The organism is Streptomyces kanamyceticus, from assembly GCF_008704495.1.
GTDB lineage: Bacteria > Actinomycetota > Actinomycetes > Streptomycetales > Streptomycetaceae > Streptomyces > Streptomyces kanamyceticus.
In genome coordinates this window covers 1,393,246-1,418,515 of record NZ_CP023699.1, presented here as the reverse complement: position 1 = coordinate 1,418,515, position 25,270 = coordinate 1,393,246, and the positions used below count along the sequence as shown (strand labels likewise).

Here is a 25,270-nt window from a genome sequence, read left to right as displayed (position 1 = left end):
GCTCCTCACTTGTACATGGTCTGGTTCATGGTTCCGGGGGCGTACGCGTCCGGGTCGACCCAGACGTTGATGAGCGAGGGCTTGCCGGACTCGCGTGCGCGGCGCAGCGCGGGGCCGATGTCGGCGGGGTCGCGGACCTCTTCGCCGTGGCCGCCGAGCATCTGGGCGAACTTGTCGTAGTGGACGTCGCCGAGGGTGTTGCCGACCCGCTCGCGTTGCTCGCCGTACTTGGCCTTCTGGCCGTAACGGATCTGGTTCATCGAGGAGTTGTTGCCGACGATCCCGACGAAGGGCAGGTCGTAGCGCACCAGGGTCTCGAAGTCCCAGCCGGTGAGGCTGAAGGCGCCGTCTCCGAAGAGGGCCACCACTTCCTTGTCGGGCCGTGCCTGCTTCGCGGCGAGCACGAAGGGGATGCCGACGCCGAGCGTGCCGAGCGGTCCCGGGTCCATCCAGTGTCCCGGCGACTTGGGCTGGACGACCTGTCCGGAGAAGGTGACGATGTCGCCGCCGTCGCCGATGTAGATGGAGTCTTCGGTAAGGAAGTCGTTGATTTCGCTGACCAGGCGGTACGGGTGGATGGGTGAGGCGTCGGAGCGCAGGCTCGGGAGCCGCTTCTCGATGGCGATCTGTTCGGCGGCGCGCAGCTCGTCGAGCCACTCCTTGCGCTGGGACGCCCCTCCGTTGAGACGTCCGGACGCGGCCTCGGTCACCGACTTGAGGATGAGCCCGGCGTCTCCGACGATGCCCAGATCGATGTCCCTGTTCTTGCCGACGGTGCGGTAGTCGAGGTCGATCTGGACGACGGTGGCGTCCGGAGAGAGCCGTTTTCCGTATCCCATGCGGAAGTCGAAGGGGGTGCCCACGATGACGATGAGGTCGGCGTTGGAGAAGGCGTAGCGCCGCGAGAGCTGGAAGTGGTGCGGGTCCCCTGGCGGCAGGGTGCCGCGCCCGGCGCCGTTCATGTAGGCGGGCACGTTGAGGGTGCGTACGAGGTCGACGGCGGCTTCGGTGCCGCGGGTCGTCCACACCTGGCTGCCGAGCAGGATCGCCGGCTTCTCCGCGTGCACGAGGAGGTCGGCGAGCTTCTCGACGGCCTCGGGGTCGCCCGCCGAGCGGGTCGACGCGCGGTACTGCCCGGCCTGGGGGACACGGGCCTTGTCGACCGGCACCTTGGCGTCGAGGACGTCGCGGGGTATCTCCAGGAAGGAAGGGCCCGGAGCGCCGTGGTAGCACTCGCGGAACGCCATCGACACCATGTCCGCCGCGCGGGCCGTGTCCGGCACGGTCGCCGCGAACTTGGTGATCGGCGTCATCATGTCGACGTGCGGCAGGTCCTGGAGGGAGCCCATCTTGTGCTGGGTGTGGGCCCCTTGGCCGCCGATCAGCAGCATGGGGGACTCGGCGCGGAAGGCGTTGGCGACACCGGTGACGGCGTCGGTCGTGCCGGGTCCCGCCGTCACCACCGCACAGCCCGGCTTGCCCGTGATGCGCGCGTAGCCGTCGGCCGCGTGGGCCGCGACCTGTTCATGGCGTACGTCGACGACGTCGATGCCCTCGTCGACGCAGCCGTCGTAGATGTCGATGATGTGGCCGCCGCAGAGGGTGTAGATGACCTCCACGCCCTCCGCTTTGAGTGCTTTGGCGACCAGGTGCCCACCGGAGATGTGGTTCTGGCTGTTGTCGTCGGGCATGGCGAAGTCCTGTCCCTTCGTAGGGGAGTTGGAGTGCGCTCGCACGTTCGCGGAGTGCTCTCGCGGTAGATTGCATACAGTCGACGAATACTGTATGAAGCTTGTTATCCCGCATCCGTTGAGTGGTGTCCAGGGGGCGTGCGGCACTTTTAGTCAGGAGCCGAAATGGACCTGTTCGAACACCAGGCAAGGCAACTCTTCGAAGAGCACGGCATCTTGGTGCCGCGCGCCGAGGTCGTCGACACGGCCGAGGAGGCCCGCGTGGCCGCGGCTCGCCTCGGAGGCCGAGTCGTCGTAAAGGCCCAGGTCAAGACCGGTGGACGCGGCAAGGCAGGCGGCGTGAAGCTCGCCGCGGATCCCGCGGCCGCCCACATCACGGCACGGCAGATCCTCGGCATGGACATCAAGGGCCACACCGTGCGCTCGGTGATGGTGGCCCAACCCGTCGACATCGAAGCCGAGTTCTACGTCTCCTACGTGCTGGACCGCGCCGCGGGGTGTTTCCTCGCGATCGCCTCGGCCGAGGGAGGCATGGAGATAGAGGAGGTGGCGGCCGAGCGCCCCGAGGCCGTGGCGCGCCTGGCGATCGACCCGGTGGAAGGAGTGACGCCGACGAGGGCCGCCGAGATCGCGGCCGCCGCCGGACTCCCTGCCGACGCAGCGGACACTCTGGTCAAACTCTGGCGCGTTCTGATCCGTGAAGACGCCCTCCTGGTGGAGGTCAACCCGCTCGTGCGGACCACCCAGGGGGAGATCCTCGCCCTCGACGGCAAGATCACGCTCGACGACAACGCGCGCTTCCGACAGGAACGCTGGGGCGCGGAGCGCGAGACGTACGACGAGGAGCTGGAAGCCACGGCCGCGGCCAAGGGACTCAACTACGTGAAGCTCGACGGCGACGTCGGCATCATCGGCAACGGCGCGGGGCTCGTCATGTCGACCCTCGACGTCGTCGCGGGCTGCGGCGCCCGCCCCGCCAACTTCCTCGACATAGGAGGAGGCGCCTCGGCCCAGATCATGGCCGACGGCCTCTCCGTGATCCTCTCCGACCCCTCGGTCACCGCCGTCTTCGTGAACGTCTTCGGTGGCATCACCGCCTGCGACGCCGTCGCCGACGGCATCGTCCAGGCCCTGGAATCGGTACGGCTGACCAAACCCCTTGTCGTCCGCCTCGACGGCAACAACGCGGTGCGCGGCCGCGCCATCCTCGACGCCCGCGCCCACCCCCTCGTCCAGCAGGCCACCACCATGGACGGCGCCGCACGGCGCGCCGCCGAACTCGCCCACTAGGGAAGGACCGTCATGGCGATCCACCTCACCAAGGAGAGCAAGGTCCTCGTCCAGGGCATGACCGGCGCCGAGGGCATGAAGCACACCCGCCGCATGCTCGCCGCGGGCACCGACGTCGTCGGCGGCGTCAACCCCCGCAAGGCGGGCCGCAGCGTCGACTTCGACGACCGTGCCGTCCCCGTCTTCGGCTCCGTGCGCGAGGGCATCGACGCCACGGGAGCAGACGTCACGGTCGTCTTCGTGCCGCCCGCCTTCACCAAGGCGGCCGTCGTCGAGGCCGCCGACGCGGGCATCGGGCTCGCCGTCGTCATCACCGAGGGCGTCCCCGTCCACGACTCCGTCGCCTTCCTCTCGTACGCGAAGGAGCGCGGCACCCGCGTCATCGGGCCCAACTGTCCCGGTTTGATCACGCCCGGCCAGTCCAACGCGGGCATCATCCCTGCCGACATCACCAAGCCGGGCCGCGTCGGCCTCGTCTCCAAGTCCGGCACGCTCACCTACCAACTCATGTACGAGCTGCGCGACATCGGCTTCTCCACCTGCGTCGGCATCGGCGGCGACCCCGTCATCGGCACCACGCACATCGACTGCCTCGCCGCCTTCGAGGACGACCCCGACACCGAACTGATCGTCCTCATCGGTGAGATCGGCGGCGACGCCGAGGAACGCGCCGCCGCGTACATCAAGGAATCCGTCACCAAGCCCGTCGTCGCCTACATCGCCGGGTTCACCGCGCCCGAGGGCAAGACGATGGGCCACGCGGGCGCGATCGTCTCCGGCTCCTCCGGCACCGCGCAGGCCAAGAAGGCCGCTCTGGAGGCCGTCGGCGTACGCGTGGGCAACACCCCGACCGAGACGGCGCGGTTGGTGCTCGGCCTCCTGTGATTCCTTCCCGCCCCGACCGTGCACCGTGAGCGGAGACCACCAGATGACATCCCTCAGCACCTCCCGCGAAGCCGCGGGCGACGCACTCGTCCTCAAGGCAGGCACCGCCTGGACCGACGCCTGGCAGCGCTGTCTCACGACGGCGCCCGAGGCCTTCCGCGACGACCGCGTCCTGAACCTCTGGAACGGCACCTGGCAGGCCGACGGCAGGCCCTTGCCCGCCACCAACCCCGTCGACGGCACCCCCATCGCGGGCCCGCCGCGGCTCGACGCGGGCACCGCCCGCCAAGCCGTACGCGCCGCACTGGACCAGCACCGCGCCTGGCGCCACCTCGCCCTGCCCGAACGGCGTGCCCGCGTCGCGGCGACCCTCGACTCCCTCACCCAGCACCGGGAGTTGCTCGCACTCCTCCTCGTCTGGGAGATCGGCAAGACGTGGCGCCTCGCGCAGGCCGACGTCGACCGGGCCATCGACGGCGTGCGCTGGTACGTCGACGGCATCGATGCCATGGTCGAGGGCAGGGCACCGCTCGAAGGTCCCGTCTCGAACATCGCGAGCTGGAACTATCCGATGAGCGTGCTCGTTCACACCATGCTGGTACAGGCATTGGCAGGAAACGCGGTCATCGCCAAGACCCCGACCGACGGCGGCGTCGCCTGCCTCACCCTCGCGTGCGCCCTCGCCGCCCGCGAAGGAGTGCCCCTCACCCTCGTCAGCGGCAGCGGCGGCGAGCTGTCCGAAGCACTCGTGCGCGCGCCCGAGATCGGCTGCGTCTCCTTCGTCGGCGGCCGTGACACGGGCGCGGCGGTGGCCACGGCCGTCGCCGACCTCGGCAAGCGGCACATCCTCGAACAGGAAGGACTCAACACCTGGGGCATCTGGAACTACAGCGACTGGGACGCGCTCGGCGCCGTCGTCCCCAAGCTCTTCGACTACGGCAAGCAGCGCTGCACCGCGTACCCGCGCTTCGTCGTGCAGCGCGCGCTGTTCGACGAGTTCCTCGGGGCGTACCTCCCGGCGGTCCGTACCGTACGCGTGGGGCATCCGCTCGCCGTCGCCCAGCCCGACGACACCTTCCCCGAACTCGACTTCGGCCCGCTCATCAACGCGGCCAAGGCCAAGGAGCTCACCGACCAGGTCACCCAGGCCGTCGACCGGGGCGCCGTCCCGCTCCACCGGGGCGAAACGGCGAAGGGCCGCTTCCTGCCCGGCCAGGACACCGGCGCGTACGTCCATCCCGTCACTCTCCTCAACCCGCCACCGTCCTCCCCGCTGCACCACGCGGAGCCGTTCGGCCCGGTCGACACGATCGTCCTGGTCGACACGGAGGCCGAGCTGCTCGCCGCCATGAACGCGTCGAACGGCGCGCTCGTCGCCACGCTCTCCACCGACGACCCGGCGACGTACGAACGCCTCGCGCCCCAGATCCGGGCGTTCAAGACGGGCAGGGGAAAGCCGCGCTCGCGCGGTGACCGCGATGAGCTCTTCGGCGGCTTCGGCGCGTCCTGGCGCGGTGCCTTCGTCGGCGGCGAGCTCCTGGTGCGCGCCGTCACGCAGGGCTCGGCGGGGGAGCGGGCGCCCGGGAACTTCCCGAGCTACCACCTCATGGCGTGACGTCGTGACGTAAGGGGCCCCGGTCCCTCCTGCCTGGTCCGTCAGGGCTCAGCCGATGCCCTGGCGGTCCGGCAGGAGCGCGAACGTGCGGTCCGCGGCTTCCGGGACCGAGCGTTCCACGGCCTGCGCGAGGAGCTCCCGGTGGCGTAGCAGTGGCTCGCGGCGCTCGGCGGGGGCGAGCAGCAGCAGGTCGTCGAGCCCCGCCACCATGCGCCGCGTCACCTGCGGATTGCCGACCGCGCACCCTCGGATCTCGGCGAACCCGAGATCGACGAGGGCGGTCCAGTCCGGCACCGACTGCACGAGGCGCATCTCCCCGCGCCGGTCGCGGTGGCCGAGTGCGCCCAGCGGATAGGGGGCGATCGACGCGAGGAACTGCACGATGCGGTCCAGGGCCTGTACGGCGGTGGTCGGATCGTTCACCGCGGGTGACAGGGCACGCAGCGCGATGTCGGACAGCTGCCGCAGACCGAAGGCGAGGTCCTGGTGGAAGGTCCGCTCCACCCCGACGGAGACCGTGTAGCTCAGGGCGCGCCGCGTTGGTGCCGCCCCGCCGTGCACCGTGAAGACCGGCGTCCCCGGCACCACGAAGTCGCCGATCCGGGGGATCAGCCGCAGGACGACGCCCTGGCGCCGGGCGGCGCGCACGGTCCGCGCGATGTTCACGTCGCGCAGCACGCCCGCCCTGCCGTGGTGGGTGATCCGCGCCGTCTCGGGACCCAGCTGTTCGGTGTCCACGGGGAGGTCGGTCGGCTGTTTCACCGCCACCCGGAACGACTCCCGGGCGATCCGGTCGATGACGAAGCCGATCCGCATCATCCGGACCGTCCCGTTCACATAGGCCACGAACAGCAGCAGGCTCAGGAGCACCATGACCATCGCGAGGACCGACTCGATCAGCGGCACGGTCGTCACGAGCCGTGGATCCTGCTCGCTGTCGAACGACGTCAGCGTCAGCAGGGAGAACAGGAACGTCGCCATGAAGACCGTCAGGGTGGCCTTGGTGATCCGCGACCGGACGTAGAGCCGCACCACCCGGGGGCTGAACTGGCCGCTGGCCATCTGCACGGCCACCAGCGAGATGCTGAAGACGACACCGATGAAGGTCATCATCGCGCTGCCGATGGTGCTGATCACAGCCTTCGCGTCGTCCGCGATGCCGATCAGGTCCTTGATCGTGTCGTAGTCCTCGTCGGTCCGCAGCGCGTCCACGAGCTGCGTGTCCAGCTGCGCCGCGAGCAGCCAGAGGATCATGATCCCCACGAGCCCCGCCGTCGGCGCGAACCACATGGTGTCCCGCAGATGCTCGCGCAGCGGGGACAGGACGCGGGGCCGCCGCACCTTCACACCGTCCAGCGCCCCGGCCATTCCGGTAATCAACCCGTCACTCATGGTGAGACTCTAGGCGGGGTGACGCGGCCCACCGCGTAGCCCACGGTCAAGGGCGGATACGCAGGTGAAAGGCACTCCGAAACCTTGGTATTGTTGTCCATGTCGCCACGGGGAACACCCCAGGGCGGCAGACACCTGGTCCGGGTGGCGGAATGGCAGACGCGCTAGCTTGAGGTGCTAGTGCCCTTTATCGGGCGTGGGGGTTCAAGTCCCCCCTCGGACACCATGCAGTACAGCACGAGTGCTGGCCGATCTTCGGCCAGCACTCGTTTGCGTTTCGCGGCCGCCGTCGACCGTCGACCGGGGTTGTGGGCCTCAGGTGGCGGGCGTCATGTCGTTCTTCAGTGTCCGCGTGATTTGGCTGACCCGTTGGAAGCGGCGGTCGGCGGCGAGCTCGGCGAACGTGTAGTACTCCATCTGGATCGTGCCGCCGGCCTTGAGCGATCCCTCGAAGGTGAGGCGGACGGCCAGGGTGTCGCCGCTCCGCAGGGCCTCGTGGACCGTGTACTGGACGCTCTCGAAGGTCTGGCTCGCGGCGGGGGCGTGCGCGGCCAGTGCCGCTCGGTCCGTCTCCGTGCCGTCGGTGACCTGGACGAAGTCCGGGGTGTAGAAGCGGTCGATGTTCCGCGCGGGATCCCCGCCCCCGAAGATGACCTCCTTCGCGTACGAGGTGAAGAAGTTGCTGGCGAATTCCTCGGGGGTGGTGCCGAGATCGACGGGCATGCCGTTCCTTTCGTTCCTGTCGGCCGGATACCCTCCCTAGGTATATACCCGAACTTCCTTGTGAACCAGTGGTGTTGAGGGTATCCAGGTCCGTGTAGTGCACCGAGGTATCGACGACAGGAGTAGCTCATGGCCTCCCCTGCAACTCCCCATGGTGAAGCTTCCGCGACAGGGGGCGTCACTGTGACCTACCTGGTCGAGGGCATGGTCTGCGGGCACTGTGCCGCTGCCGTGACCGAGGTGCTCACCGGCCTTGATGGGGTGCGCGACGTGAACATCGATGTCCAGGGCGGTCGTGTGTCCGTCGGCTCCGAGCGTGAGCTCGAGGAGGGGGCGGTCAACCAGGCCCTCGACGACATCGGGTATGAATTGGCGGGCCGCGCCTGAGGGGCCGCGTTTTGATCCGGGTCGGTTGCCGGCCCGGACGGCTCCCGGTGCGAGTTCGTCGAGGGGTGCGACAGCCTCTCGGGGTCAGCCCTTGACGCTGCGCGTGATCTGGTCGATGTGGACGAACCTGCCGTCGTCCGTCATCTCGCAGAACATGTGGACGTCGTTCTCCGTCTCCTCGCCCCGCTTGGTGACGGCGCGGATCACGAAGCGGGCCGCGAGGCGGTTGCCGTCCATGACGGCTTGGAGTACTTCGTAACTGCCGCTCACGACGCTCTTCTTCACCGGGCGGATGTGCTTGATGAGGCGGTCCCGGTCGATCTTGATTCCGTCGCTCACCTGAAGGAAGCCGGGCGCGTAGTAGCGGTCGATGACCTCGCCCGCGTCCTCTTCGCTGAAGAGCTCGTGCTGGAAGTTGTTGTAGAGCTTCTCGAGAAAGGCCCGCGGGTCGGCCGTGATGGTGGCGTCCATGATGCTCCTCGGTACTCCGGGGGGGTATGTGCGCGACGCGGTCAGTAAATCAGGGGGCAGGGAGGCCCTGCAACCACACCGGACACCGACGTCTCAGGCGGTGCCGTCCCGCGCCCACAGTGACCGCACGTGCCCCAGATGCCGGGCCATGCACCGCTCCGCGCCCGCCGCGTCGCCCGCCAGCATCAGGTCGAGGAGCTCGATGTGCTCCTCGGCCGACGGGGTCAGCTGGTCGCGTTCGTCCAGGGCCGTGAGGCCGTAGAGGCGGGAGCGCTTGCGGAGGTCGCCGACCGTTTCGACCAGGCGGTCGTTGCCGGAGAGGGCCAGGAGTGAGAGGTGGAAGCGGCGGTCGGCCTCCAGGTAGCCGATGAGGTCGTGGTCGCGGGCGGCGCGGACGATCTCCTCGGCGACCGGGCGCAGCACCTCCAGGTCCTCGCGGGCCGCGGTGCGGGTGATCCGGCCGATCATGGGGACCTCGATCAGGCCGCGGATCTCGGTGAACTGGTCGAGGTCGCGTTCATTGACCTCCGTGACCCGGAAGCCCTTGTTGCGGACGGGCTCGACCAGGCCCTCGCGGGCCAGGTCGAGCATCGCCTCGCGCACCGGGGTCGCCGAGATGCCGAAGTCCTCGGCGAGGCCGGGCGCCGAGTAGATCTCGCCGGGACGCAGCTCTCCGGAGATCAGGGCGGCGCGCAGGGCGTGGGCGACCTGGTCGCGCAGCCGCTCCCTGGTGGTGATGAGGTTCTTCTGCTTCAGGTGCCCCATGGTGTCCCCTCCGGTGTTCCCGCCGTGCTCGCCCACCGGCCCCGGGCTCGTCGCGGAGTCGTTGCGGATCACCAAAGTACAATGTCACGTTGTCAGTTGGGCCCCTCGGGCAGGAAGTGGTAAGCGCCGGTCAGAGGCGGAAGCCCGCGGGGAACGGGTCGTCCGGGTCCAAGAAGTACTGGGCCGTGCCGGTGATCCACGCCCTGCCGGTGATCTGCGGGACGACCGCGGGGAGTCCGGCCACCGTCGTCTCCTCGGTCAGTCGGCCCGTGAACTCCGTCCCGATGAAGGACTCGTTGACGAAGTCGCGGTCCAGGGGGAGTTCGCCACGGGCGTGCAGCTGTGCCATCCGAGCCGAGGTGCCCGTGCCGCACGGGGAGCGGTCGAACCAGCCCGGGTGGATGGCCATGGCGTGGCGGGAGCGGTGCGCGTCCGATCCGGGGGCGGCCAGGTACACGTGTTTCACCCCCGCTATCTCCGGTTGTTCGGGGTGGACGGGGCGCTCCGGCGAGTCGTTGATCGCCGCCATGACGGCGAGGCCCGCAGCGAGCAGGTCGTCCCCCCGCTCGCGGTCGAACGGCAGCCCCAGCGCTTCGAGGTGCACGAACGCGTAGAAGTTCCCGCCGAACGCCAGGTCGTACGTCACCGTGCCGTGTCCCGGCACCTCGACCTTGCGGTCCAGGGCGACGCTGAAGGCGGGGACGTTGGTGAGGGTGACGGACTTCGCCGCGCCGTCCCGTACGTCCACGTCGACGGAGACCAGACCCGCGGGCGTGTCCAGGCGGACCGTGGTGACCGGCTCGGTGACCTGGACCATGCCGGTCTCGACCAGGACGGTGGCCACGCCGATCGTGCCGTGGCCGCACATCGGCAGCAGGCCCGACACCTCGATGTAGAGGACGCCGTAGTCGGCGTCGGGGCGGGTCGGGGGCTGGAGGATCGCGCCGCTCATCGCGGAGTGGCCGCGGGGCTCGTACATCAGGAGCGTCCGCAGGTGGTCCAGGTGCTCGATGAAGTGCAGCCTGCGTTCGGCCATCGTGGCGCCGGGGATGACCCCGACGCCGCCGGTGATCACCCGCGTGGGCATGCCCTCGGTGTGTGAGTCGACGGCGTGGAAGACGTGCCGGGTGCGCATGGAACTCCCTTCGGAGGGTGGGTGGTTGGCACGGGCGTCGGTCAGTGGTGGCCCGCCGCCCGCGCCTTCTCGGTGGCCGCGCGGACCGCGGCCTCCACCTGGCCCGTCAGCGGGGTGCGCGGCGGGCGCGTCGGGCCGCCGCGCAGGCCCACGATGTCCATCGACAACTTGATGGCCTGCACGAACTCCGTCTTGGAGTCCTGGCGCAGGAGCGGGTGCAGTGCGCGGTACAGGGGGAGTGCCGTGGTCAGGTCCCCGGCGCAGGCCGCGTGGTAGAGCTCGGCGCAGGTGGCGGGGAAGGCGTTCGGGTAGCCCGCGATCCAGCCGACCGCGCCCGCGACGGCCAGTTCCAGCAGGACGTCGTCCGCGCCGATCAACAGGTCGAGATCGGGGGCGAGTTCGGCGATCTCGTACGCCCTGCGCACATCGCCGCTGAACTCCTTCACCGCGACCACGGATCCTTCGGCGTGGAGCTGGGCGAGCAGGGAGGGGACCAGGTCGACCTTCGTGTCGAGCGGGTTGTTGTACGCGACCACGGGCAGCCCGGCGCGGGAGACCTCGGCGTAGTGGGCACGCACGGCGTCGTCATCGGCGCGGTAGGCGTTCGGCGGCAGCAGGAGCACGGAGCCGCAGCCCGCCTCCGCGGCCTGTTCGGCCCAGCGGCGGGACTCCGCGCTGCCGTAGGCGGAGACGCCCGGCATCACGCGGGCGCCGTCGCCTGCCGCCTCGACGGCGGTACGGACCACGTGGGCGCGCTCGTCGGGGGTGAGGGTCTGGTACTCGCCGAGGGAGCCGTTGGGGACGACCCCGTCGCAGCCGTTCGCGATGAGGTGGCGGACGTGCTCGGCGTACGCGTCGTGGTCGACGGAGAGGTCGTCGCGCAGGGGCAGCGCGGTGGCGACCATGATGCCGCGCCAGGGTCGGTCCGTGGTCCAGGTGGCAGAGGTCATGAGGCGTGCCCTTCTGTGGCGTCCGGAGCGGTGGTGCCCGGAGCGGTGACGTCCGGAGCTGTGACGTCCGGTGCGGGGAGGGAAGCGAGTGTGCCGAGCGGGATCGGGGTGGACAGGGGGAGTCGGGGCGGTGGTGGCGGGGGAGTGGTGGCGGTGGCGGCCAGGCAGGTCACGGCCGGGTCGCACATGCGGCCCTGGCACCAGCCCATGCCCGCCCTGGTGAGGAGCTTGACGGTGCGGGCGTCGCGCGCGCCGTACTCGGTGACCGCCTCGCGTACGCGGCCCGCGGGCACCTCCTCGCAGCGGCACACGTCCGTGTCGTCCCTGAGCCACTGCGTCCAGCCCGGGCCCGGCGCGTGCGCGAGCGCCATCGCCTCGGCGAAGGCGCGCATGCGGTCGCGGCGGCGGCGCAGGGCGCGGAGGGCGCCGATGCCGGGCAGGGGGCGGGCGGTGTGGTCGCCGCCGCGCGACGCGGGACGGCGGCCGGTCAGGCGCGCGGAGATCGCGAGAGCCGCCAAGGCCCCTTCTGTGAAAGCCAGTTGGACGCCGCCGACGCCGCCTGTCTCGCCCGCGGCCCACATGCCCCGCAACGAGGTCTCCTGCAGAGGGCTCAGGGCGAGGGCGTGCGTGCCGTCGGCGGTGCGGCGCGTGGCGCAGCCCAGGGCGGTCGCCGTTTCGATCCGCGGGATCAGGCCGTGCCCTACGGCCAGGGCGTCACAAGGGACGCGGCGGGCCGTGCCCGGTACCGGACGCCAGTCGCGGTCGAGCCGCGCGACCGTCACCGCCTCCACCCGGTCCGTGCCGTGCGCCTCGATCACCGCACTGCGGGTGCGGAACCGGACCCGGTGGCGTAGCAGGGCCGTCCCGTGGAGCGCCGCCTCCGCCAACTTCCCTGGATTCGCGGCGAGTACGCCGGGGTTCCTGGCGTATCCGAGATAGCCCGACGCCTCGATCACCTCGGGGACGCGCGCGCCCGCGGCGGTGAGCGAGGAGGCCGCGGCGAGCAGGAGCGGACCGCTGCCCGCGACGACGATGCGCCGACCGGGCAGCGCGAGGCCGGACTTGAGCATCGCCTGGGCGCCGCCCGCGCCGACCACGCCCGGCAAGGTCCAGCCGGGAAAGGGGAGTTGACGTTCGTACGCGCCGGTCGCGAGGAGGACGGCGCGGCCGCGTACGGTCACCGGGAGCCGGTCGTCGCCGTCCGCGCCGTCCTCTCCGGTGAGGGCGTGTGCCGTCCAGTCGGTCTCGGACTCGCGCGTCACTGTCCAGACGTGGTGGTGGAAGAAGCGGTCCACCCCGCAGGATGTGAGGCGGTCGCGCAGTGCCGCGAAGGCGGGCCAGTCGTGGTGCAGGGCCTCGGGGCGGGCCGCGCCCGTGGCGGGATGCGGCTGTCGGTAGAACTGGCCGCCCGGTCCGGGCGCCGCGTCCAACAGTGCTACGCGCAGGCCCAGTTCGGCGGCGGTGACGGCGCCCGCGAGGCCTGCGGGTCCCGCGCCGATGACCACCAGGTCGTACGGTTCACGTATCTCAGAGGTCGTAGGGGTATCAGGTGTCGAGCCCGGCATGGCCGTGTCCTTCCTGGGTGGTGACCGCGTCGCCGGGGCGTGCGGTGACCAGGCAGGCCCTCCTGTTGGGGCGGCCGTTGACGGTGGCCAGGCAGTCGTAGCACTGCCCGATGCCGCAGAACGCGCCACGCGGGCGGCCGCCGACGCGGGTGGTGCGCCACGCGAGGATCCCGGCGGACCAGAGCGCGGCGGCGATGGACTGGCCCGGCAGGGCGGTGAGCGTGCGTCCGTCGAAGGTGAACTCGAAGGCGGTGCCGGTCGCGGCGCCCACGAGGTCGGCGGGGGTCCGCTCGGGTTGGATGCTCATGCCGTGGCCGACTCCTCGGTGAAGCGTTCGGGCGCGAATGGTGCTGGATCCAGCGGAAGTTGATGACCCATCAATTGCGCCGCGATGAGCAGACCCGTCGCCGGGGCGAGGCCGATGCCCGCGCCTTCGTGTCCGCAGGCGTGGAAGAGGCCGGGGACGCGCGGGTCGGGGCCGATCGCCGGGAGGTGATCGGGGAGGTAGGGGCGGAACCCCGCGTACGTCCTGATCGCCCGCACCTCCGCGAGGACCGGGAACAGCCGGGTCGCCTGGGCCGCGAGGCGCCGCAGCACCTCCACCGACAACGCCCGGTCGAAGCCCACGCGTTCACGGCTCGCCCCGATGAGTACGGGACCGGCGGGGGTGCCCTCCACCACGGCGGAGGTCTGCAGGGCCGCGGAGCCGCTCGCCACGTCGGCGACGTAGTCGGCGGAGTACACCTTGTGCCGTACGACGCGGGGCAGTGGCTCGGTGACCAGGACGAATCCGCGCCGGGGCAGGACCGGTAGGTCGACTCCCGCCAGGCGGGCGACGTGTCCGCCCCAGGTGCCCGCCGCGTTCACCACGTGGGGCGCGAGGAGGTCGCCCGTGGGTGTGCGCACGCCGCGTATCTGGCCGCGGGGGCCCTTGAGGAAGCCGGTGACCTCTTCACCGAGCCGCAGCGTCAACTTGTGCGTTGCCGCTGCCCGCAGGAGGTGCGCGGCGGCGAGGGCGGGCTGTACCTGGGCGTCCTGCGGGTAGTGGAAGCCGCCCGCGAGGTCGGGGGCGAGGTGCGGTTCGAGGTCGGCGAGGCGGTCGTGCGGCACCTCGTACGTCTCGACACCTGCCCGTGTCTGGCCCGCGGCGAAGTCGCGCAGTGCCGACAGGTCCGCCTCGGTCGACGCGACGACGACGCCGCCCTTCGTCTCGTACTCGATGGCGGGCGGTAGTTCCTTCGCCAGATCGCACCACAACTGGGAGGAAATCAGGGCGAGTTCGAGTTCCGGTCCCGGTTCCTTGTCGGATACGAGGAGGTTGCCCTCGCCCGCACCGGTGGTGCCGCCCGCGACGGGGCCGCGGTCGATCACGGTGACGTTCAGGCCGGAGCGGGTGGCGTAGTAGGCGCAAGCGGCGCCGACCACGCCCGCGCCGACAACGATCAGATCTGGGCGTTCCGAGGGGGTTCTCGTGAGCACGGCAGTAATATTTCACATGGCACAGGGGCTGCCAAGTACCTGTGCAGAGAAGGAAGTTCGCGCGGGTCGATCAGTCGCGGCGCTGATGCGTGCCCGGGGTGTAGCCGAGGGAGCGCCGGAAGACGTCGATGAACGCGCTGGTGGACGACCAGCCGCAGCGGTGCGCGACCGTGGTGACCGGCATGCCGTCGGCCAGCATGCGCAGGGCGTGGTACAGGCGCAGTTGGGTGCGCCACTGCGGGAAGGTCATACCCAGTTCGCGGCGGAAGAGTCGGCTGAGGGTGCGCTCGCCAGCCCCCGCCTCGGCGGCGAGGGCGGCGAGGCCGCGTGGTTCGGCGGGGTCGCGGTGCAGCCGTTCGCAGACGGCCGCGAGGCGGGGGTCGGTCGGGGTGGGCAGCTGGATCGGCTGCTGCGGCGAGGCGCGCAGCTGGTCGAGGAGGACCGCGCGCAGGCGCAGGCCCTCCGGGGTGTCGTCGTGCGGGCCTCGGGTGCAGGCGAGGATCAGCTCGCGCAGGAGCGGACCGACGGCGAGGACGGTGGGGGCGTCGAGCCCGAGCGGGTTGGTGTCGGCGGGCAGCCCGAGCAGGTGCAGGGCGAGGTGACCGTGGGCACGGTGCGCGTGGACGCAGCCCGCGGGAACCCAGATGGCCCGGTTGCCCGGCGCGAACCAGGTGCCCGCGTCGGTGGTGACGGCAAGGACACCGGAGCCCGCGTAGACGATCTGGTGATCGTCGTGCCGATGCGCATCGATCCGCTCCCCGGGCGCCAGCGCCTGGGTACGGGTGGGTGCTTCGGGGGTGTGGCGGATATCCGGCATGGGTTGGCACTTTATCGGAAGCGCGCCAGGGGGCGGCGTGGCGACGATGAGGCGGTGCCAGAGAATCGGACTTCATCAGCGGGCTGGGTCGGGCCGTCGGGCGGCGCTGCGCCATCGGGCGGTGCCGCGTCGCCGGACGGGGGCGGGCTGTCGGGCGGTGGCGTGCCCTCGGGCCGGGTCGCGTCGCCGGACGGGGGCGTGCTGTCGGGCGGCGACGTGCTGTCGGGCGGTGGCGTGCCGTTAGACCGGGTCGTGCCCTCGGGCCGGGTCGCGTCCTCGGATGGTGCCGCGTCGTCGGACGGGGGCGGGCTGTCGGGCGGTGGCGTGCCGCCAGGCCGGGTCGTGCCCTCGGACCGGGTCGTGCCCTCGGGCGGTGCCGCGTCGCCGGACGGGGGCGTGCTGTCGGGCGGCGATGTGCTGTCGGGCGGCGGCGGGCCGCCAGACTGGGTCGTGCCCTCGGTCAGTGCCGCGGCGTCGGACTGGGTCGGGCCGCCGGGCAGCGGCGTGTCATCGGGCAACGCCTCGCCATCGGACTGGGTCGCGCTGCCGGGCGGAGCTGCGCCGCCGGGCAGTGCCGTGCCGCCGGGCAGCGCCGCGCCACCGGACCGGGTCGGGTCGCCGGGCATCGACGTGCCCCCGGGCAGCGCCGCGCCCCCCGCCCCGACCACCCCCTCACCCGCCCCTCCGCACCCCGCACGCCCGCGCCCGCGTCCCCTCACCCTCCTCTCCCTGGGCCACGCCTGCGTAGACATCTACCAAGGAGCCGTCGCCGCGCTCGTGCCCTTCTTTGTGGCCGAGCGTGCCTATACCTATGCCGCCGCATCCGGCATCGTGCTCGCCGCGTCGCTGCTGTCCTCCGTGGTGCAGCCGCTGTTCGGTGCGCTCACCGACAAGTGGCGGATGCCCTGGCTGCTGCCGGTCAGCACGTTGATCGGTGGGGTGGGCGTCGCGTTCGCCGGGGTGAGTGACGACTACGTCGTCACCCTCGTGGTCGTCGCGCTCTCCGGGGTCGGTGTCGCCGCCTACCACCCGGAGGCCGCCCGCGTGGCACGCGGTGCGAGCGGCGGGAGTCACACCGGCATGAGCTGGTTCTCCCTCGGCGGCAACCTCGGCTTCGCGGCCGCGCCCCTGCTCGTCTCCGCCGTCATCGCCACGGGCGGCCTGCGCGCATCGCCGCTCCTGGTGGTGCCCGCCCTCGCCGGTGCGGCCCTCTGCGTGGCCGCGCTGCAAGGGCTCAAGAGCCCGACGACAGCAGGCAGTTCCCTCCGTACGCAACCTGAAGGGCGTGACGACTGGGCCTCCTTCGCCAAGTTGTCCGGCGCCATCGTCTGCCGCTCGATCGTCTTCATCGGGCTCAGTACGTTCATCTCGCTGTACGTGCGCGAACGCACCGGCGGCGGCGACGTGGCGGGCACGGCCGCGCTGTTCGTGCTCTACCTCGGCGGCGCCGTCGGCACCGTCGCGGGCGGCAGGCTCGCCACGCGGTTCGGCAGGGTGCTCGTCGTCCAGTGGTCGTACGCCCTGACCGTCCTGGCCGTCGCCGGAGTCGTGTTCGTCCCCGGCCCACTGCTCTACGTATGTGTGGCGCTCGCGTCGGCCGGTCTGTACGTGCCCTTCTCCCTGCACATCACCCTGGGCCAGGACTACTTGCCGCGCCGGATGGGCACAGCGAGCGGCGTCACCCTCGGCCTCACCGTCAGTGTCGGCGGGCTCGCCAGCCCGCTGATCGGCACCCTCGCCGACGCGACGGACCTGCGGACGGCCCTCGCGCCGCTGATCGCTCTGCCCGCGCTGGGCTGGCTGCTCCTGCGCACACTGCGCGAGCCGGAGGTGTAGCGGGGGAGTCCGGTGGGTGCACGGGGGTTGTCAGTGCAATTTCACATTACTACGTTACGCATCACATGGCGCGGCGGCGTCTCCGCAACTGCTGTCGTGCGCAAGTGAGTTGACCGACGTGTCACCCCCACCTCCCTTTGAGGAGCCACCTGTGTCCCAGTTACGTACCCTGCGAAGATCCGTGCTCGCCGGCGCGCTCGCGGCGACCCTCTGCGTCTCGGCCGCCCAGTTCGGCCACGCGGCCGAGCCCGCCCCGGCCCGCGCCCGTGCCGCCGCGCCCGCCGAGCCGAACCCCCTCGACGTCGTCGAGCACCGGGCCAAGGCCCCCAAGCCCGCCAACCAGGCGCTCCTGGCACCCGGCGGGCTCAAGGACGCACGCATACCCAGCGCGCGCACGCCCAAGGCGACGAAGCCCGCCGCGAAGACGCAGGCCGCCGCCGTCCCCTGCACCCTCGACGCCGTGACCGGTCTCGCCCCCGAGCGCTTCGCCGACTTCCTCGCCGATCCGGCCGTCACCGCCGACGGCTGTCTGCGCACCCTGGTGTGGAACTGGGACCCTCGCCTCGCCCCCGTCATGTCGGACGCCCACGTCCAGGCAGTGTCCGGGCGCATCACCCGCCTCGCCGCCGCTCACGACGGCAAGAACGGCAGCCACCTCCTGGAGATGTTCACCTATCTCCACGCCGTCGCCTACCAGGACTTCTCGCACGACGAGATCGACGTCACCGACGCGCCGACCGTGGACGCGATGCGCCGCGCCGTCGACGCCTTCGGCTCGGCGCCGCGCACCTTCGACGCGACCAGGACCAACGCCGAATCGCTGCGCGAGGCGCTGTACGCGGCCAGCGCGCCCGGCCTCCGGCAGCACCAACTCCCGCTGATCAAGCGGGTGCTCGCGACCATGGACGCCGCCCACCCCGGCACGGCGAAGGACGCCTCTTGGGCCGGTGCCGCGCTCGCCGGGCTCTCCCTGAGCTACCTCGGCGTGTACCCGGGCAACAGGGACGCCGCGTTCCACGCCGCCGTGAAGGCCGACCCCGCCTACCGCGCCGCCTTCAAGGGGTTCGCCCAGTACACCCACCTCAAGGACACCGCCAATGCCTGGGTGGTGCGCGACGCGCTCCTGGAGTACGGCAGGTTCGGCCAGATCGACGGGCTCACCGCGGAGATCACCGCGGGACTCGGCGGCCTCGTGGACGTCACCGTCCGCAACTTCGGTACGGGCAGCGCTCCTTGGGCGAAGGTCGTCACCTGGCTGAACGAGTACGACGCCTGCGCGCCGTACAAGGTGTGCAGGGCCGACATCGAGCGGCTCCTCTTCCCGCAGACCTATACGTACGACAAGGGCGGGATGAAGGTCCGCACGGCGCTCGACCGCGCGACGGTCGACCAGCTCTACTACGCGAGCAAGCAGGTCAAGGCGCAGTTCCACCGCGTGGTCGGTACCGAAGAGCCGCTCGCGGGGGACCCCAACACCACCCTGACCACCGTGCTCTACGCCTCGCGCGCCGACTACGAGAACTACCACCCGCTCCTGACCGGGATGGACACCAACAACGGCGGCGTCTACATCGAGCGCGGCGCGACCTTCTACACCTACCAGCGCCGCGTGCCGCAGGACTCCTCGCTCACCCTCGAAGAGCTCTTCCGGCACGAGTACACGCATTACCTCAACGGCCGCTGGGCGGTGCCGGGGTCCTTCGGCGAGGGGCCCTGGTACCAGGGTGACAGGACCACCGCGATGGACGAGGGCACCGCCGAGTTCTTCGACGGCGCCACCCGTGACGACGGCATCAAGGTCCGCAAGTCGCTGGTCAAGGGCATCATCGCCGACACCGCGAACGGCGGGCCCCGGATGACCGTGAACCAGCTCCTGCACGCCACCTACGCGGGGGACGGCTTCCGCTTCTACAACTACGCGGGCACGTTCTTCGAGTTCCTGTGGAGCGAACACCCCACGCTGCTCAAGGAGATGTACGGGTACCTGCGCGCCGACAACCCGTCAGGATTCGACGCCTGGCGCGACCGGCTCGGCAGGGACGCGGGGCTGCAGCGCGCGTACGACGCCTTCCTCGACCGGCAGATCGCGCGGGTCGACGACCTCTTCGTACCCGACACGAGGTACGTGCCGGTGACCGAGCTGCGCGACACCACGGCCGACCAGGTGCGCGCCTCCTTCACCGCGACGACCAGCAGCACACCCGACTGCGCGTCCAACGGGGCGCCGGAGCGGCCGCGTTACACCTGCACCGGACGGATCACCGCGAACCTCGGATCCGCGGGCGACCCCGACGCCGTCTTCAAGGACATGTCCGAGACGGTGGACTACTTCCTGCTGGAGCGGGCCGCGACCGGTGACAACAATCTGGCCGACATGAACTGCTCGTTCGGCAAGGTGGACATCTGGTCCAACGGACGCGCTGGCACCGCGAACTACAGCTGCGAGGGCCCGCTGAGGGGCTGAGCCCGCTCAGCCTCGGTCTCCGGGGGTGTCATGTCTACGGAGACCGAGGCCGTGTCCATCCGGCGGCGCAGCATCGGCAGCGCGCAGAGCGCGAGCAGGAGCGCGAGCGCCCCGGCGCCGATGCCCATGGAGAACCCGGCCGTCGAGCCGAACGCGTCGTACACGACACCCGAGACCGCCGCGCCGATCGCGACGCCGCTCTGCAGGCCCGCGATCATCCAGGTCATCGCCTCGGTGAGGCGGTGCTCCGGAGTCGTACGCTCCACGATCCCCATGGTCACCACCATGGTCGGGGCGAAGAAGACACCGGCCGCGAACACCACGGCCGCCATCCCCGCGACGCTGTCCACCCACAGGAAGGGCAGCGTCGTCAGGGCGGTGCCGGTGACGCCGATGAGCAGGAGGCGGGGCAGCGGCACGGTCAGCGAGCGGGCGCCGAAGAGCAGCCCCGAGATCCCCGAGCCGAGCGCGTACGCCGCGAAGACGAGACCCGACAGCGCCTTGTCGCCCTGCCGTTCGGCGAAGGCGAGGCCCATCGTGTCGACCATCCCCGGGATCGCCCCGCCGAAGAGCAGGGTCAGCGCGAGCAGCAGCACGGGCGGGGACCAGATGACCGAGGAGGAGCCGCCGGAGGGCTGCTCGGCGCGGGGCACGACCCGCGGTTCGGTGCGCTTCTGCGGGACGAACAGCGCGACGCCGACGACGAGCAGGATGCCCGCGGCGAGCGGCGCGGCCTGCGGGAACAGCGCGGTGGACAGGATCACGGCGAGCGCCGGGCTGATGACATAGGTGAGCTCGTCGACCACGGACTCCATGGAGTACGCGGTGTTCAGCCGGGGCGTGCCTCGGTAGAGCTCGGTCCAGCGGGCCCTGACCATGGCGCCCATGCTGGGCATCAGGCCCGCGAGCAGGGCGCAGAGGAACAGCGTCCAGGTCGGTGCGTCGGTCGTGGCGCAGAGCAGCAGCGCGGCGAGCCCGAGCGCGCTCAGGCCGGTGGCGATCGGCAGGACGCGGCTCTGCCCGTGCCGGTCGACGGCGCGCGAGACCTGCGGTCCCAGGAGCGCCATGGAGAAGGTGAAGGTGCCCGCGACCAGGCCGGACAGGGCGTACTCGCCGGTCGTCTCGGAGAGCATCGTGAGGATGCCCATGTGCGTGAGGGGCAGCGGGAGGCGGGCCAGGAGACCGGCGCCGCTGAACGCCTTGGCGCCGGGGGCGGAGAAGATCTCGCGGTAGGGGCTGGGCATGGCGGGGCCTTTCGCGCTGGCGTGGAAAACAAGTGGGACGGAAGTTCCACTTTCTATCACGCGGGTGGGCGCGGCCGCCGGGGTACGGTCGGTGGGCAGGTCAAAGGAACGCGGAATCACGCAGGCCGGGAGTAGGACACTGACCGGGAGAAGGACACTGAAGAGCACCGCCGCGAGCGCCGCGAGCGCCGACGGAACCGCCCCGAGCACCGACGGGCGCAGGGCCAAGGGAGAGCTCCGCCGCCGCGCGCTGATCGAGGCCACCGTGCGCGTGATCGCGCGCGACGGGGCGGGCGGCGTCACGCACCGCACCGTCGCCAAGGAGGCGGGGCTCCCCACCACCGCCACGACGTACTACTTCGACAGCATCGACGCCCTGCTGACCGCGGCGCTGACCAGCTGCATGGAGGAGGACTCCGCGCGCATCGAGCGGCTCGCCGAGGAGCCCGGCGACGCGGCGGAACGGCTGCGCACCCTGGCCGGGCTGATGGCGGAGCTGCTCACCGCACCCGGGCACCTGCTCGCCGAGTTCGAGATGTACCTGCTCGCCGCGCGCCGCCCGGAGCAGCGCGCGGCGACGCGCCGCTGGCAGGAGGCCCTGGCCGCGTTCGCCCGGCAACTCACCGACGACCCCGTGCGCGTCAAGCTCTTCGCGCGGGCGTACGACGGTCTACTGCTGCAGGGGCTGCTCGCGGACGAGCCGCCCACGGCGGGGGAGTTCGAGGAGATGCTGCGGGAGCTGCTGCTGCCGCCGGGCTGAGGGACGGTTCAGCGGCAGCGGGGCGGCAGTGGCAGCGGCATGGGTCAGGCGCCCGCGCCCGCCAGCAGTTCCGCCGCCGCGATCCCCGACACCCGTGTCGCGCCGTGCGTGATCAGGTGGGCGGCGCCGAGCGCGTCGCCCGCGGGGACGCCCATCTCGACGACGAGGGCGTCGGGGCGGCTGCGCAGGAGGCGGGTGAGGGTGTCGGTCATCCAGCGGTGGCGGGCCGCGTCCCTGACCACGACCACCAGGTCGCGGCCGGTCGCGGGGGTCAGGGCCGCTTCGGTCAGGACATCGGTGGTGTGGGTGAGTTCGGGCTCCGTCAGGCGTACGGACGTGGTGCCGGGGCGCAGGTCGCGCAGCGGGTCGGCGACGCCCCACGGGGTGTGGCCGTCCACGGCGAGGTTCATCGTGGGGGAGAGCTCCACGACGTGCGGGGCGCCGGTGAGGGGCAGGGTGACCGGGGTCGTGCCCGGGCGGTGCCGGACGAGGACCGCGCGGCGGGCCGCGACCAGGCCGATGTCGGAGCGCTCCAGGGCGCGCGCCACCGCCCGTGAGCGCTCGCCGGACCAGCGCGCGAACTCCGTGACGCGCCTGCTGGCCTCGACCAGGCGCTCCTCGGGGAGCGTGCCGTCCAGGACGGCCTTGACCAGGGCGGTGGTGAGCAGGTCGACCGTGGCTTCCTCGGCGCTCTCGCCGCCCACGCACACCGCGTCCACGCCACCGGCCACCGCCTTGACCGTCGCCCCGTCGATGCCGTAGCGGTCGGTGACGGCGCCCATCTCGATGCCGTCCGTGACCAGGAGGCCGTCGAAGTCCAGCTCGCCGCGCAGGAGTTCCACCAGGATGCGGTGGCTGAGCGTCGCGGGCAGGTCGGGGTCGTAGGCGGGGGCGACCAGGTGCGCGGTCATCACCGCGCGGACGCCCGCCTCCATCGCCGCGATGAACGGCGGCAGGGCGGTGAGTGCGATCTCCTCGGCGGATCCGGTGACCTGGGGCAGCCCGTAGTGCGAGTCGACGACCGTGTCGCCGTGGCCGGGGAAGTGCTTGGCGCAGGCGGCGACGCCCGCCTCCTGCAGTCCGCGGATCCAGGCGGCGGTGTGGCGCGATACGAGGTCGGTGCGGGCGCCGAAGGACCGCACGCCGATCACGGGGTTGAGCGGGTTGGAGTTGACGTCGGCGCTGGGCGCGAAGTTGAGGGAGACGCCCGCGGCGTGCAGATCGCGGCCGATGTCGTGGGCGACCCGCTCGGTGAGGTCGATGTCGTCGACGGCGCCGAGGGCGAGGTTGCCGGGCCGCGACGATCCTGTCCACGCCTCCAGGCGGGTCACGTCGCCCGCCTCCTCGTCGATGCCGACGATCAGGTCGGGGTTCTCGGCGCGCAGCGACGCGGTGAGCGCCGCGACCTGCTCGGGCGTTTCGATGTTGCGCGCGAACAGGACAACGGAGCCGAGGCCCTCGGCGATCTTGCGGCGCAGCCAGTCGGGGGCCGTGGTGCCCTCGAACCCGGGCTGCAGCACGGAGTTGGCGAGCCGCTCCAGAGTCGGGTCACTGCTCGATGCCATGGCGCGACCTCCGAGGATGCGGGTGGTGGTGCGTGGTTTCGTCTTCTTGTTGCGTGTTGCCGCGTGGTTCCTGTGACGCCTGCTGATTGGTCCAGGCCAATCAGATAGTGGATATTGACTCGCGCCAAACACGGCTGTCAAGAAGCCCGAACCGGTCGAGACGGGCGAATTCAACATCATCTGGGGAGACTTGGGGAATCCTTGGGACGCATACGGATCCACCGCCACTGACATACGGATCCACCGCCACCGAGGGGAGAGGGTCATGCGCAGGTACGAACTGGTCGGGCGGCGTGACATCAGACCGGTCGCCGACGCCCCCGTGCCGACACCGGGACCGCTCGAAGTGCTCGTCAGGGTGCGGGCCTGCACCGTCTGCAACCGCAGCGATCTGGCCTACTTCCACTACTACGGACTGCGCGAGCACGCCGCCACGGGGTGTTTCGGCCACGAGATCGCCGGAGAGGTCGAGGCGATCGGCGAAGGCGTCCGCCGGGTGGCCCCCGGGCAGCGTGTCTTCGTGCGCACACCGCTCACCACCGGATACGCCGAATACGCCCTGGCCCGCGAGATATCCGTGGGCGCCCTGCCCGACTCCGTGCCCTTCGAGCAGGGCGCCATCCTGCAGCTCCTGCCGCTGGCCGTGCACGCCACGCGCGGCATCCGGCTCGGCGACCGCGTCGTGATCGTCGGGCAGGGGCCCGTCGGGCAGATGGCCCTGCGGATCGCGGTGCTGCGCGGCGCCGCCGAGGTCGTCGCCGTCGACCTCGACGACTGGCGCCTGGCGCGCTCCACGGAGGCGGGCGCCGACGCCGTGCACCGCGTGGACGGCAGCGCCGGGCAACTCGCCGAAGTGGGCGGCAGGTTCGACGTCGCCGTGGACGCCGTGGGCACCCCGACCACGCTCAACGCCTGCGTCGGCCTGGTCCGCCAGAACGGCCTCGTCGTCCTCCTCGGCACGCACCACGTCGACACCCACGTCACCCTCGATCTGGTCACCTGGGAGCGCAAGGGGCTGCGGGTGCACAGCTCCGCGGAGCCCCTGGACGCCGCGCGCGCCGAGGCGCTCGCGGTCGCCGAGCGGATCGCCCACCGCCGCCCCGGGATCCTGCGCCTGCCCGACCTGCTCACCCACACCTACCCCCTGGACGACCTGCCGAAGGCCATGGAACAGCTCTCCGCGAGCCGCGCGCTGTACCCCGACGCCGAGCCGGCGCCGTACCAGGGACCGCCGCCCGAGACGCTGAAGGTGGCGATCGTCCCGTGAGCACGCCGCCCGCGTGAGATGGGGCATCGCCGGATACGGCGACATCGTGACCCGCCGCGTCCTGCCCGCGTTGCGCGCTCTGGGCGAGGAACCCGTGGCGCTGTGGGGCCGCGACGCGCGGCGCGCGGCACAGGTCGCCGAGCGGTACGCCGTCGGGGCCTCCGGCAGCGGCCAGGAGGTCCTGCTGCGCGGCGTGGACGCCGTGTACGTGGCCACCCCCGTCGTACGCCATGTCCCGCTCGCCCGCGCCGCGTTGGCCGCCTGTCTCCCCGTCCTCGTGGAGAAGCCGCTCGCCGGGGCGCTCGACGCGGGTGCCGCGCTGGACGCGGCAGGGCGCTGCGCCGGAGTCGCGTACTACCGCAGGCTCGCGCCCGCCGTGCGACGGCTGCGCGAGGAACTGCGCGACTGGACGCCCGAGCGGGTGGAGGTCCGCTTCCGGTGCGCGTTCGCGCCGGGGCCCGACGACCCGATGCGCTGGCGCACCGACCCGGCCGTCTCAGGCGGTGGAGTCCTCGCGGACGCGGGAAGCCACCGGATCGATCTGCTGCTCCACCTCTTCGGGCGGCCCTGCGAGGTGGCGGCGGCACTCGGGCGCCGCTTCCCCGACGGCGCGGAGCGGCGGGCCGAGCTCGGCCTCCGCTGGCGCTCGGGCCTGGTCGCGCACCTCCTGGCGGAGTGGTCCGACGAACCACCGGTGGACCGCTTCCAACTCAGCGGCGCGGGCCGCACCGTGACGCTCGACCCGCTCGACTCGGGGCGTGTCGAAGGGCTTGGCGCGGCGTCCCTGGTGCTGCCGCCCGCGGCCAACCCGCACCAGCCGCTGCTCGCCGACTTCGTGCGGGCCGCCGCGTCGGGCGGGGCGCCGGTGTGCCCGGTGGCCGAGGCGCGCCTGGTCGACGACGTGATCGTGGCCGCCGGGCGCTCGGCCGCCGCCGACGGGCGTCCCGTACGGCCATGGAATGACTGAAC

22 protein-coding genes and 1 tRNA gene are annotated in these 25,270 nt (G+C 71.6%); 10 read left to right on the top strand and 13 right to left on the bottom strand.

Annotated elements, in window-relative coordinates; translation table 11 throughout:
• Positions 1-5 precede the first annotated feature (5 nt).
• Positions 6-1,691: a thiamine pyrophosphate-binding protein gene (locus tag CP970_RS05285; RefSeq protein WP_055549520.1), complete on the bottom strand. Its 1,686-nt coding sequence runs from the start codon at positions 1,689-1,691 to the stop codon at positions 6-8.
• Between the two features lie 165 nt (positions 1,692-1,856).
• On the opposite strand from CP970_RS05285, the gene sucC reads away from it, so the two are divergent.
• The 3 genes from sucC to CP970_RS05270 are packed head-to-tail and all read left to right on the top strand — an operon-like array spanning position 1,857 to position 5,481.
• The gene (gene sucC, locus CP970_RS05280; protein WP_055549522.1) at positions 1,857-2,981 is read left to right on the top strand and encodes an ADP-forming succinate--CoA ligase subunit beta; all 1,125 of its coding nucleotides are present in this window, start codon (positions 1,857-1,859) and stop codon (positions 2,979-2,981) included.
• Positions 2,982-2,993: 12 nt separating this feature from the next.
• Positions 2,994-3,866 carry a succinate--CoA ligase subunit alpha gene (gene sucD, locus CP970_RS05275; protein WP_055549524.1) on the top strand — a complete coding sequence of 291 codons (873 nt, stop codon included), beginning with the start codon at positions 2,994-2,996 and terminating at the stop codon, positions 3,864-3,866.
• 43 nt (positions 3,867-3,909) lie between these two features.
• The gene (locus CP970_RS05270; RefSeq protein WP_055549526.1) at positions 3,910-5,481 is read left to right on the top strand and encodes an aldehyde dehydrogenase family protein; all 1,572 of its coding nucleotides are present in this window, start codon (positions 3,910-3,912) and stop codon (positions 5,479-5,481) included.
• 48 nt (positions 5,482-5,529) lie between these two features.
• Here the strand turns inward: CP970_RS05270 and CP970_RS05265 are convergent, their stop codons facing one another.
• Positions 5,530-6,873, bottom strand: a complete 1,344-nt coding sequence (locus CP970_RS05265) for a DUF2254 domain-containing protein (RefSeq protein ID WP_107098983.1) — start codon at positions 6,871-6,873, stop codon at positions 5,530-5,532.
• A gap of 138 nt (positions 6,874-7,011) precedes the next feature.
• On the opposite strand from CP970_RS05265, the gene CP970_RS05260 reads away from it, so the two are divergent.
• Positions 7,012-7,099, top strand: a tRNA-Leu gene (locus CP970_RS05260).
• 89 nt (positions 7,100-7,188) lie between these two features.
• Here CP970_RS05260 and CP970_RS05255 read toward each other — a convergent pair.
• Positions 7,189-7,596 (bottom strand): nuclear transport factor 2 family protein, encoded by a 408-nt coding sequence (locus CP970_RS05255; protein WP_055549530.1) that lies wholly within the window; start codon positions 7,594-7,596, stop codon positions 7,189-7,191.
• 183 nt (positions 7,597-7,779) lie between these two features.
• Between CP970_RS05255 and CP970_RS05250 the strand changes: the two genes are divergently transcribed.
• Positions 7,780-7,983, top strand: coding sequence for a heavy-metal-associated domain-containing protein (locus CP970_RS05250; protein WP_224058234.1), 204 nt, complete (start codon positions 7,780-7,782; stop codon positions 7,981-7,983).
• An 84-nt stretch (positions 7,984-8,067) separates the two neighbouring features.
• Here the strand turns inward: CP970_RS05250 and CP970_RS05245 are convergent, their stop codons facing one another.
• The 8 genes from CP970_RS05245 to CP970_RS05210 form a co-directional block, all read right to left on the bottom strand.
• Complete coding sequence (locus tag CP970_RS05245) at positions 8,068-8,454, bottom strand: hypothetical protein (protein WP_055549534.1); 387 nt, start codon at positions 8,452-8,454, stop codon at positions 8,068-8,070.
• A gap of 93 nt (positions 8,455-8,547) precedes the next feature.
• Complete coding sequence (locus tag CP970_RS05240; protein ID WP_055549541.1) at positions 8,548-9,219, bottom strand: GntR family transcriptional regulator; 672 nt, start codon at positions 9,217-9,219, stop codon at positions 8,548-8,550.
• Positions 9,220-9,349: 130 nt separating this feature from the next.
• Positions 9,350-10,354: a proline racemase family protein gene (locus CP970_RS05235; protein ID WP_055549537.1), complete on the bottom strand. Its 1,005-nt coding sequence runs from the start codon at positions 10,352-10,354 to the stop codon at positions 9,350-9,352.
• Positions 10,355-10,395: 41 nt separating this feature from the next.
• Positions 10,396-11,304, bottom strand: coding sequence for a dihydrodipicolinate synthase family protein (locus CP970_RS05230; RefSeq protein WP_055549539.1), 909 nt, complete (start codon positions 11,302-11,304; stop codon positions 10,396-10,398).
• Positions 11,301-12,869 (bottom strand): NAD(P)/FAD-dependent oxidoreductase, encoded by a 1,569-nt coding sequence (locus CP970_RS05225; protein WP_150493003.1) that lies wholly within the window; start codon positions 12,867-12,869, stop codon positions 11,301-11,303. The genes CP970_RS05230 and CP970_RS05225 overlap by 4 nt, the downstream gene beginning before the upstream one ends.
• Positions 12,850-13,176, bottom strand: coding sequence for a (2Fe-2S)-binding protein (locus CP970_RS05220; RefSeq protein WP_055554353.1), 327 nt, complete (start codon positions 13,174-13,176; stop codon positions 12,850-12,852). The genes CP970_RS05225 and CP970_RS05220 overlap by 20 nt, the downstream gene beginning before the upstream one ends.
• Positions 13,173-14,348, bottom strand: a complete 1,176-nt coding sequence (locus tag CP970_RS05215) for an NAD(P)/FAD-dependent oxidoreductase (RefSeq protein WP_055554356.1) — start codon at positions 14,346-14,348, stop codon at positions 13,173-13,175. The genes CP970_RS05220 and CP970_RS05215 overlap by 4 nt, the downstream gene beginning before the upstream one ends.
• Positions 14,349-14,418: 70 nt before the next feature.
• Entirely contained in the window at positions 14,419-15,165 is a 747-nt protein-coding gene (locus CP970_RS05210; RefSeq protein WP_055554358.1) for an AraC family transcriptional regulator, read from the bottom strand.
• Between the two features lie 729 nt (positions 15,166-15,894).
• Between CP970_RS05210 and CP970_RS05205 the strand changes: the two genes are divergently transcribed.
• Both CP970_RS05205 and CP970_RS05200 read left to right on the top strand, forming a co-directional pair.
• A complete protein-coding gene (locus CP970_RS05205; RefSeq protein WP_055544381.1) occupies positions 15,895-17,001 on the top strand; it encodes an MFS transporter in 1,107 nt (368 codons plus the stop codon).
• 151 nt (positions 17,002-17,152) lie between these two features.
• Complete coding sequence (locus CP970_RS05200; RefSeq protein ID WP_055544355.1) at positions 17,153-19,465, top strand: collagenase; 2,313 nt, start codon at positions 17,153-17,155, stop codon at positions 19,463-19,465.
• On the opposite strand, the gene CP970_RS05195 is transcribed toward CP970_RS05200, so the two are convergent.
• Positions 19,435-20,709, bottom strand: a complete 1,275-nt coding sequence (locus CP970_RS05195; RefSeq protein WP_055544356.1) for an MFS transporter — start codon at positions 20,707-20,709, stop codon at positions 19,435-19,437. The genes CP970_RS05200 and CP970_RS05195 overlap by 31 nt on opposite strands.
• A 91-nt stretch (positions 20,710-20,800) precedes the next feature.
• Between CP970_RS05195 and CP970_RS05190 the strand changes: the two genes are divergently transcribed.
• Positions 20,801-21,469 carry a TetR/AcrR family transcriptional regulator gene (locus CP970_RS05190; protein ID WP_224058232.1) on the top strand — a complete coding sequence of 223 codons (669 nt, stop codon included), beginning with the start codon at positions 20,801-20,803 and terminating at the stop codon, positions 21,467-21,469.
• A gap of 44 nt (positions 21,470-21,513) precedes the next feature.
• Here CP970_RS05190 and CP970_RS05185 read toward each other — a convergent pair whose 3' ends face one another.
• Positions 21,514-23,034, bottom strand: a complete 1,521-nt coding sequence (locus CP970_RS05185; RefSeq protein WP_055544357.1) for a glycoside hydrolase family 3 protein — start codon at positions 23,032-23,034, stop codon at positions 21,514-21,516.
• A 265-nt stretch (positions 23,035-23,299) separates the two neighbouring features.
• On the opposite strand from CP970_RS05185, the gene CP970_RS05180 reads away from it, so the two are divergent.
• Entirely contained in the window at positions 23,300-24,301 is a 1,002-nt protein-coding gene (locus CP970_RS05180) for a zinc-dependent alcohol dehydrogenase (RefSeq protein ID WP_055544358.1), read from the top strand.
• 13 nt (positions 24,302-24,314) lie between these two features.
• A complete protein-coding gene (locus CP970_RS05175; protein ID WP_055544359.1) occupies positions 24,315-25,268 on the top strand; it encodes a Gfo/Idh/MocA family protein in 954 nt (317 codons plus the stop codon).
• Positions 25,269-25,270 lie beyond the last annotated feature (2 nt).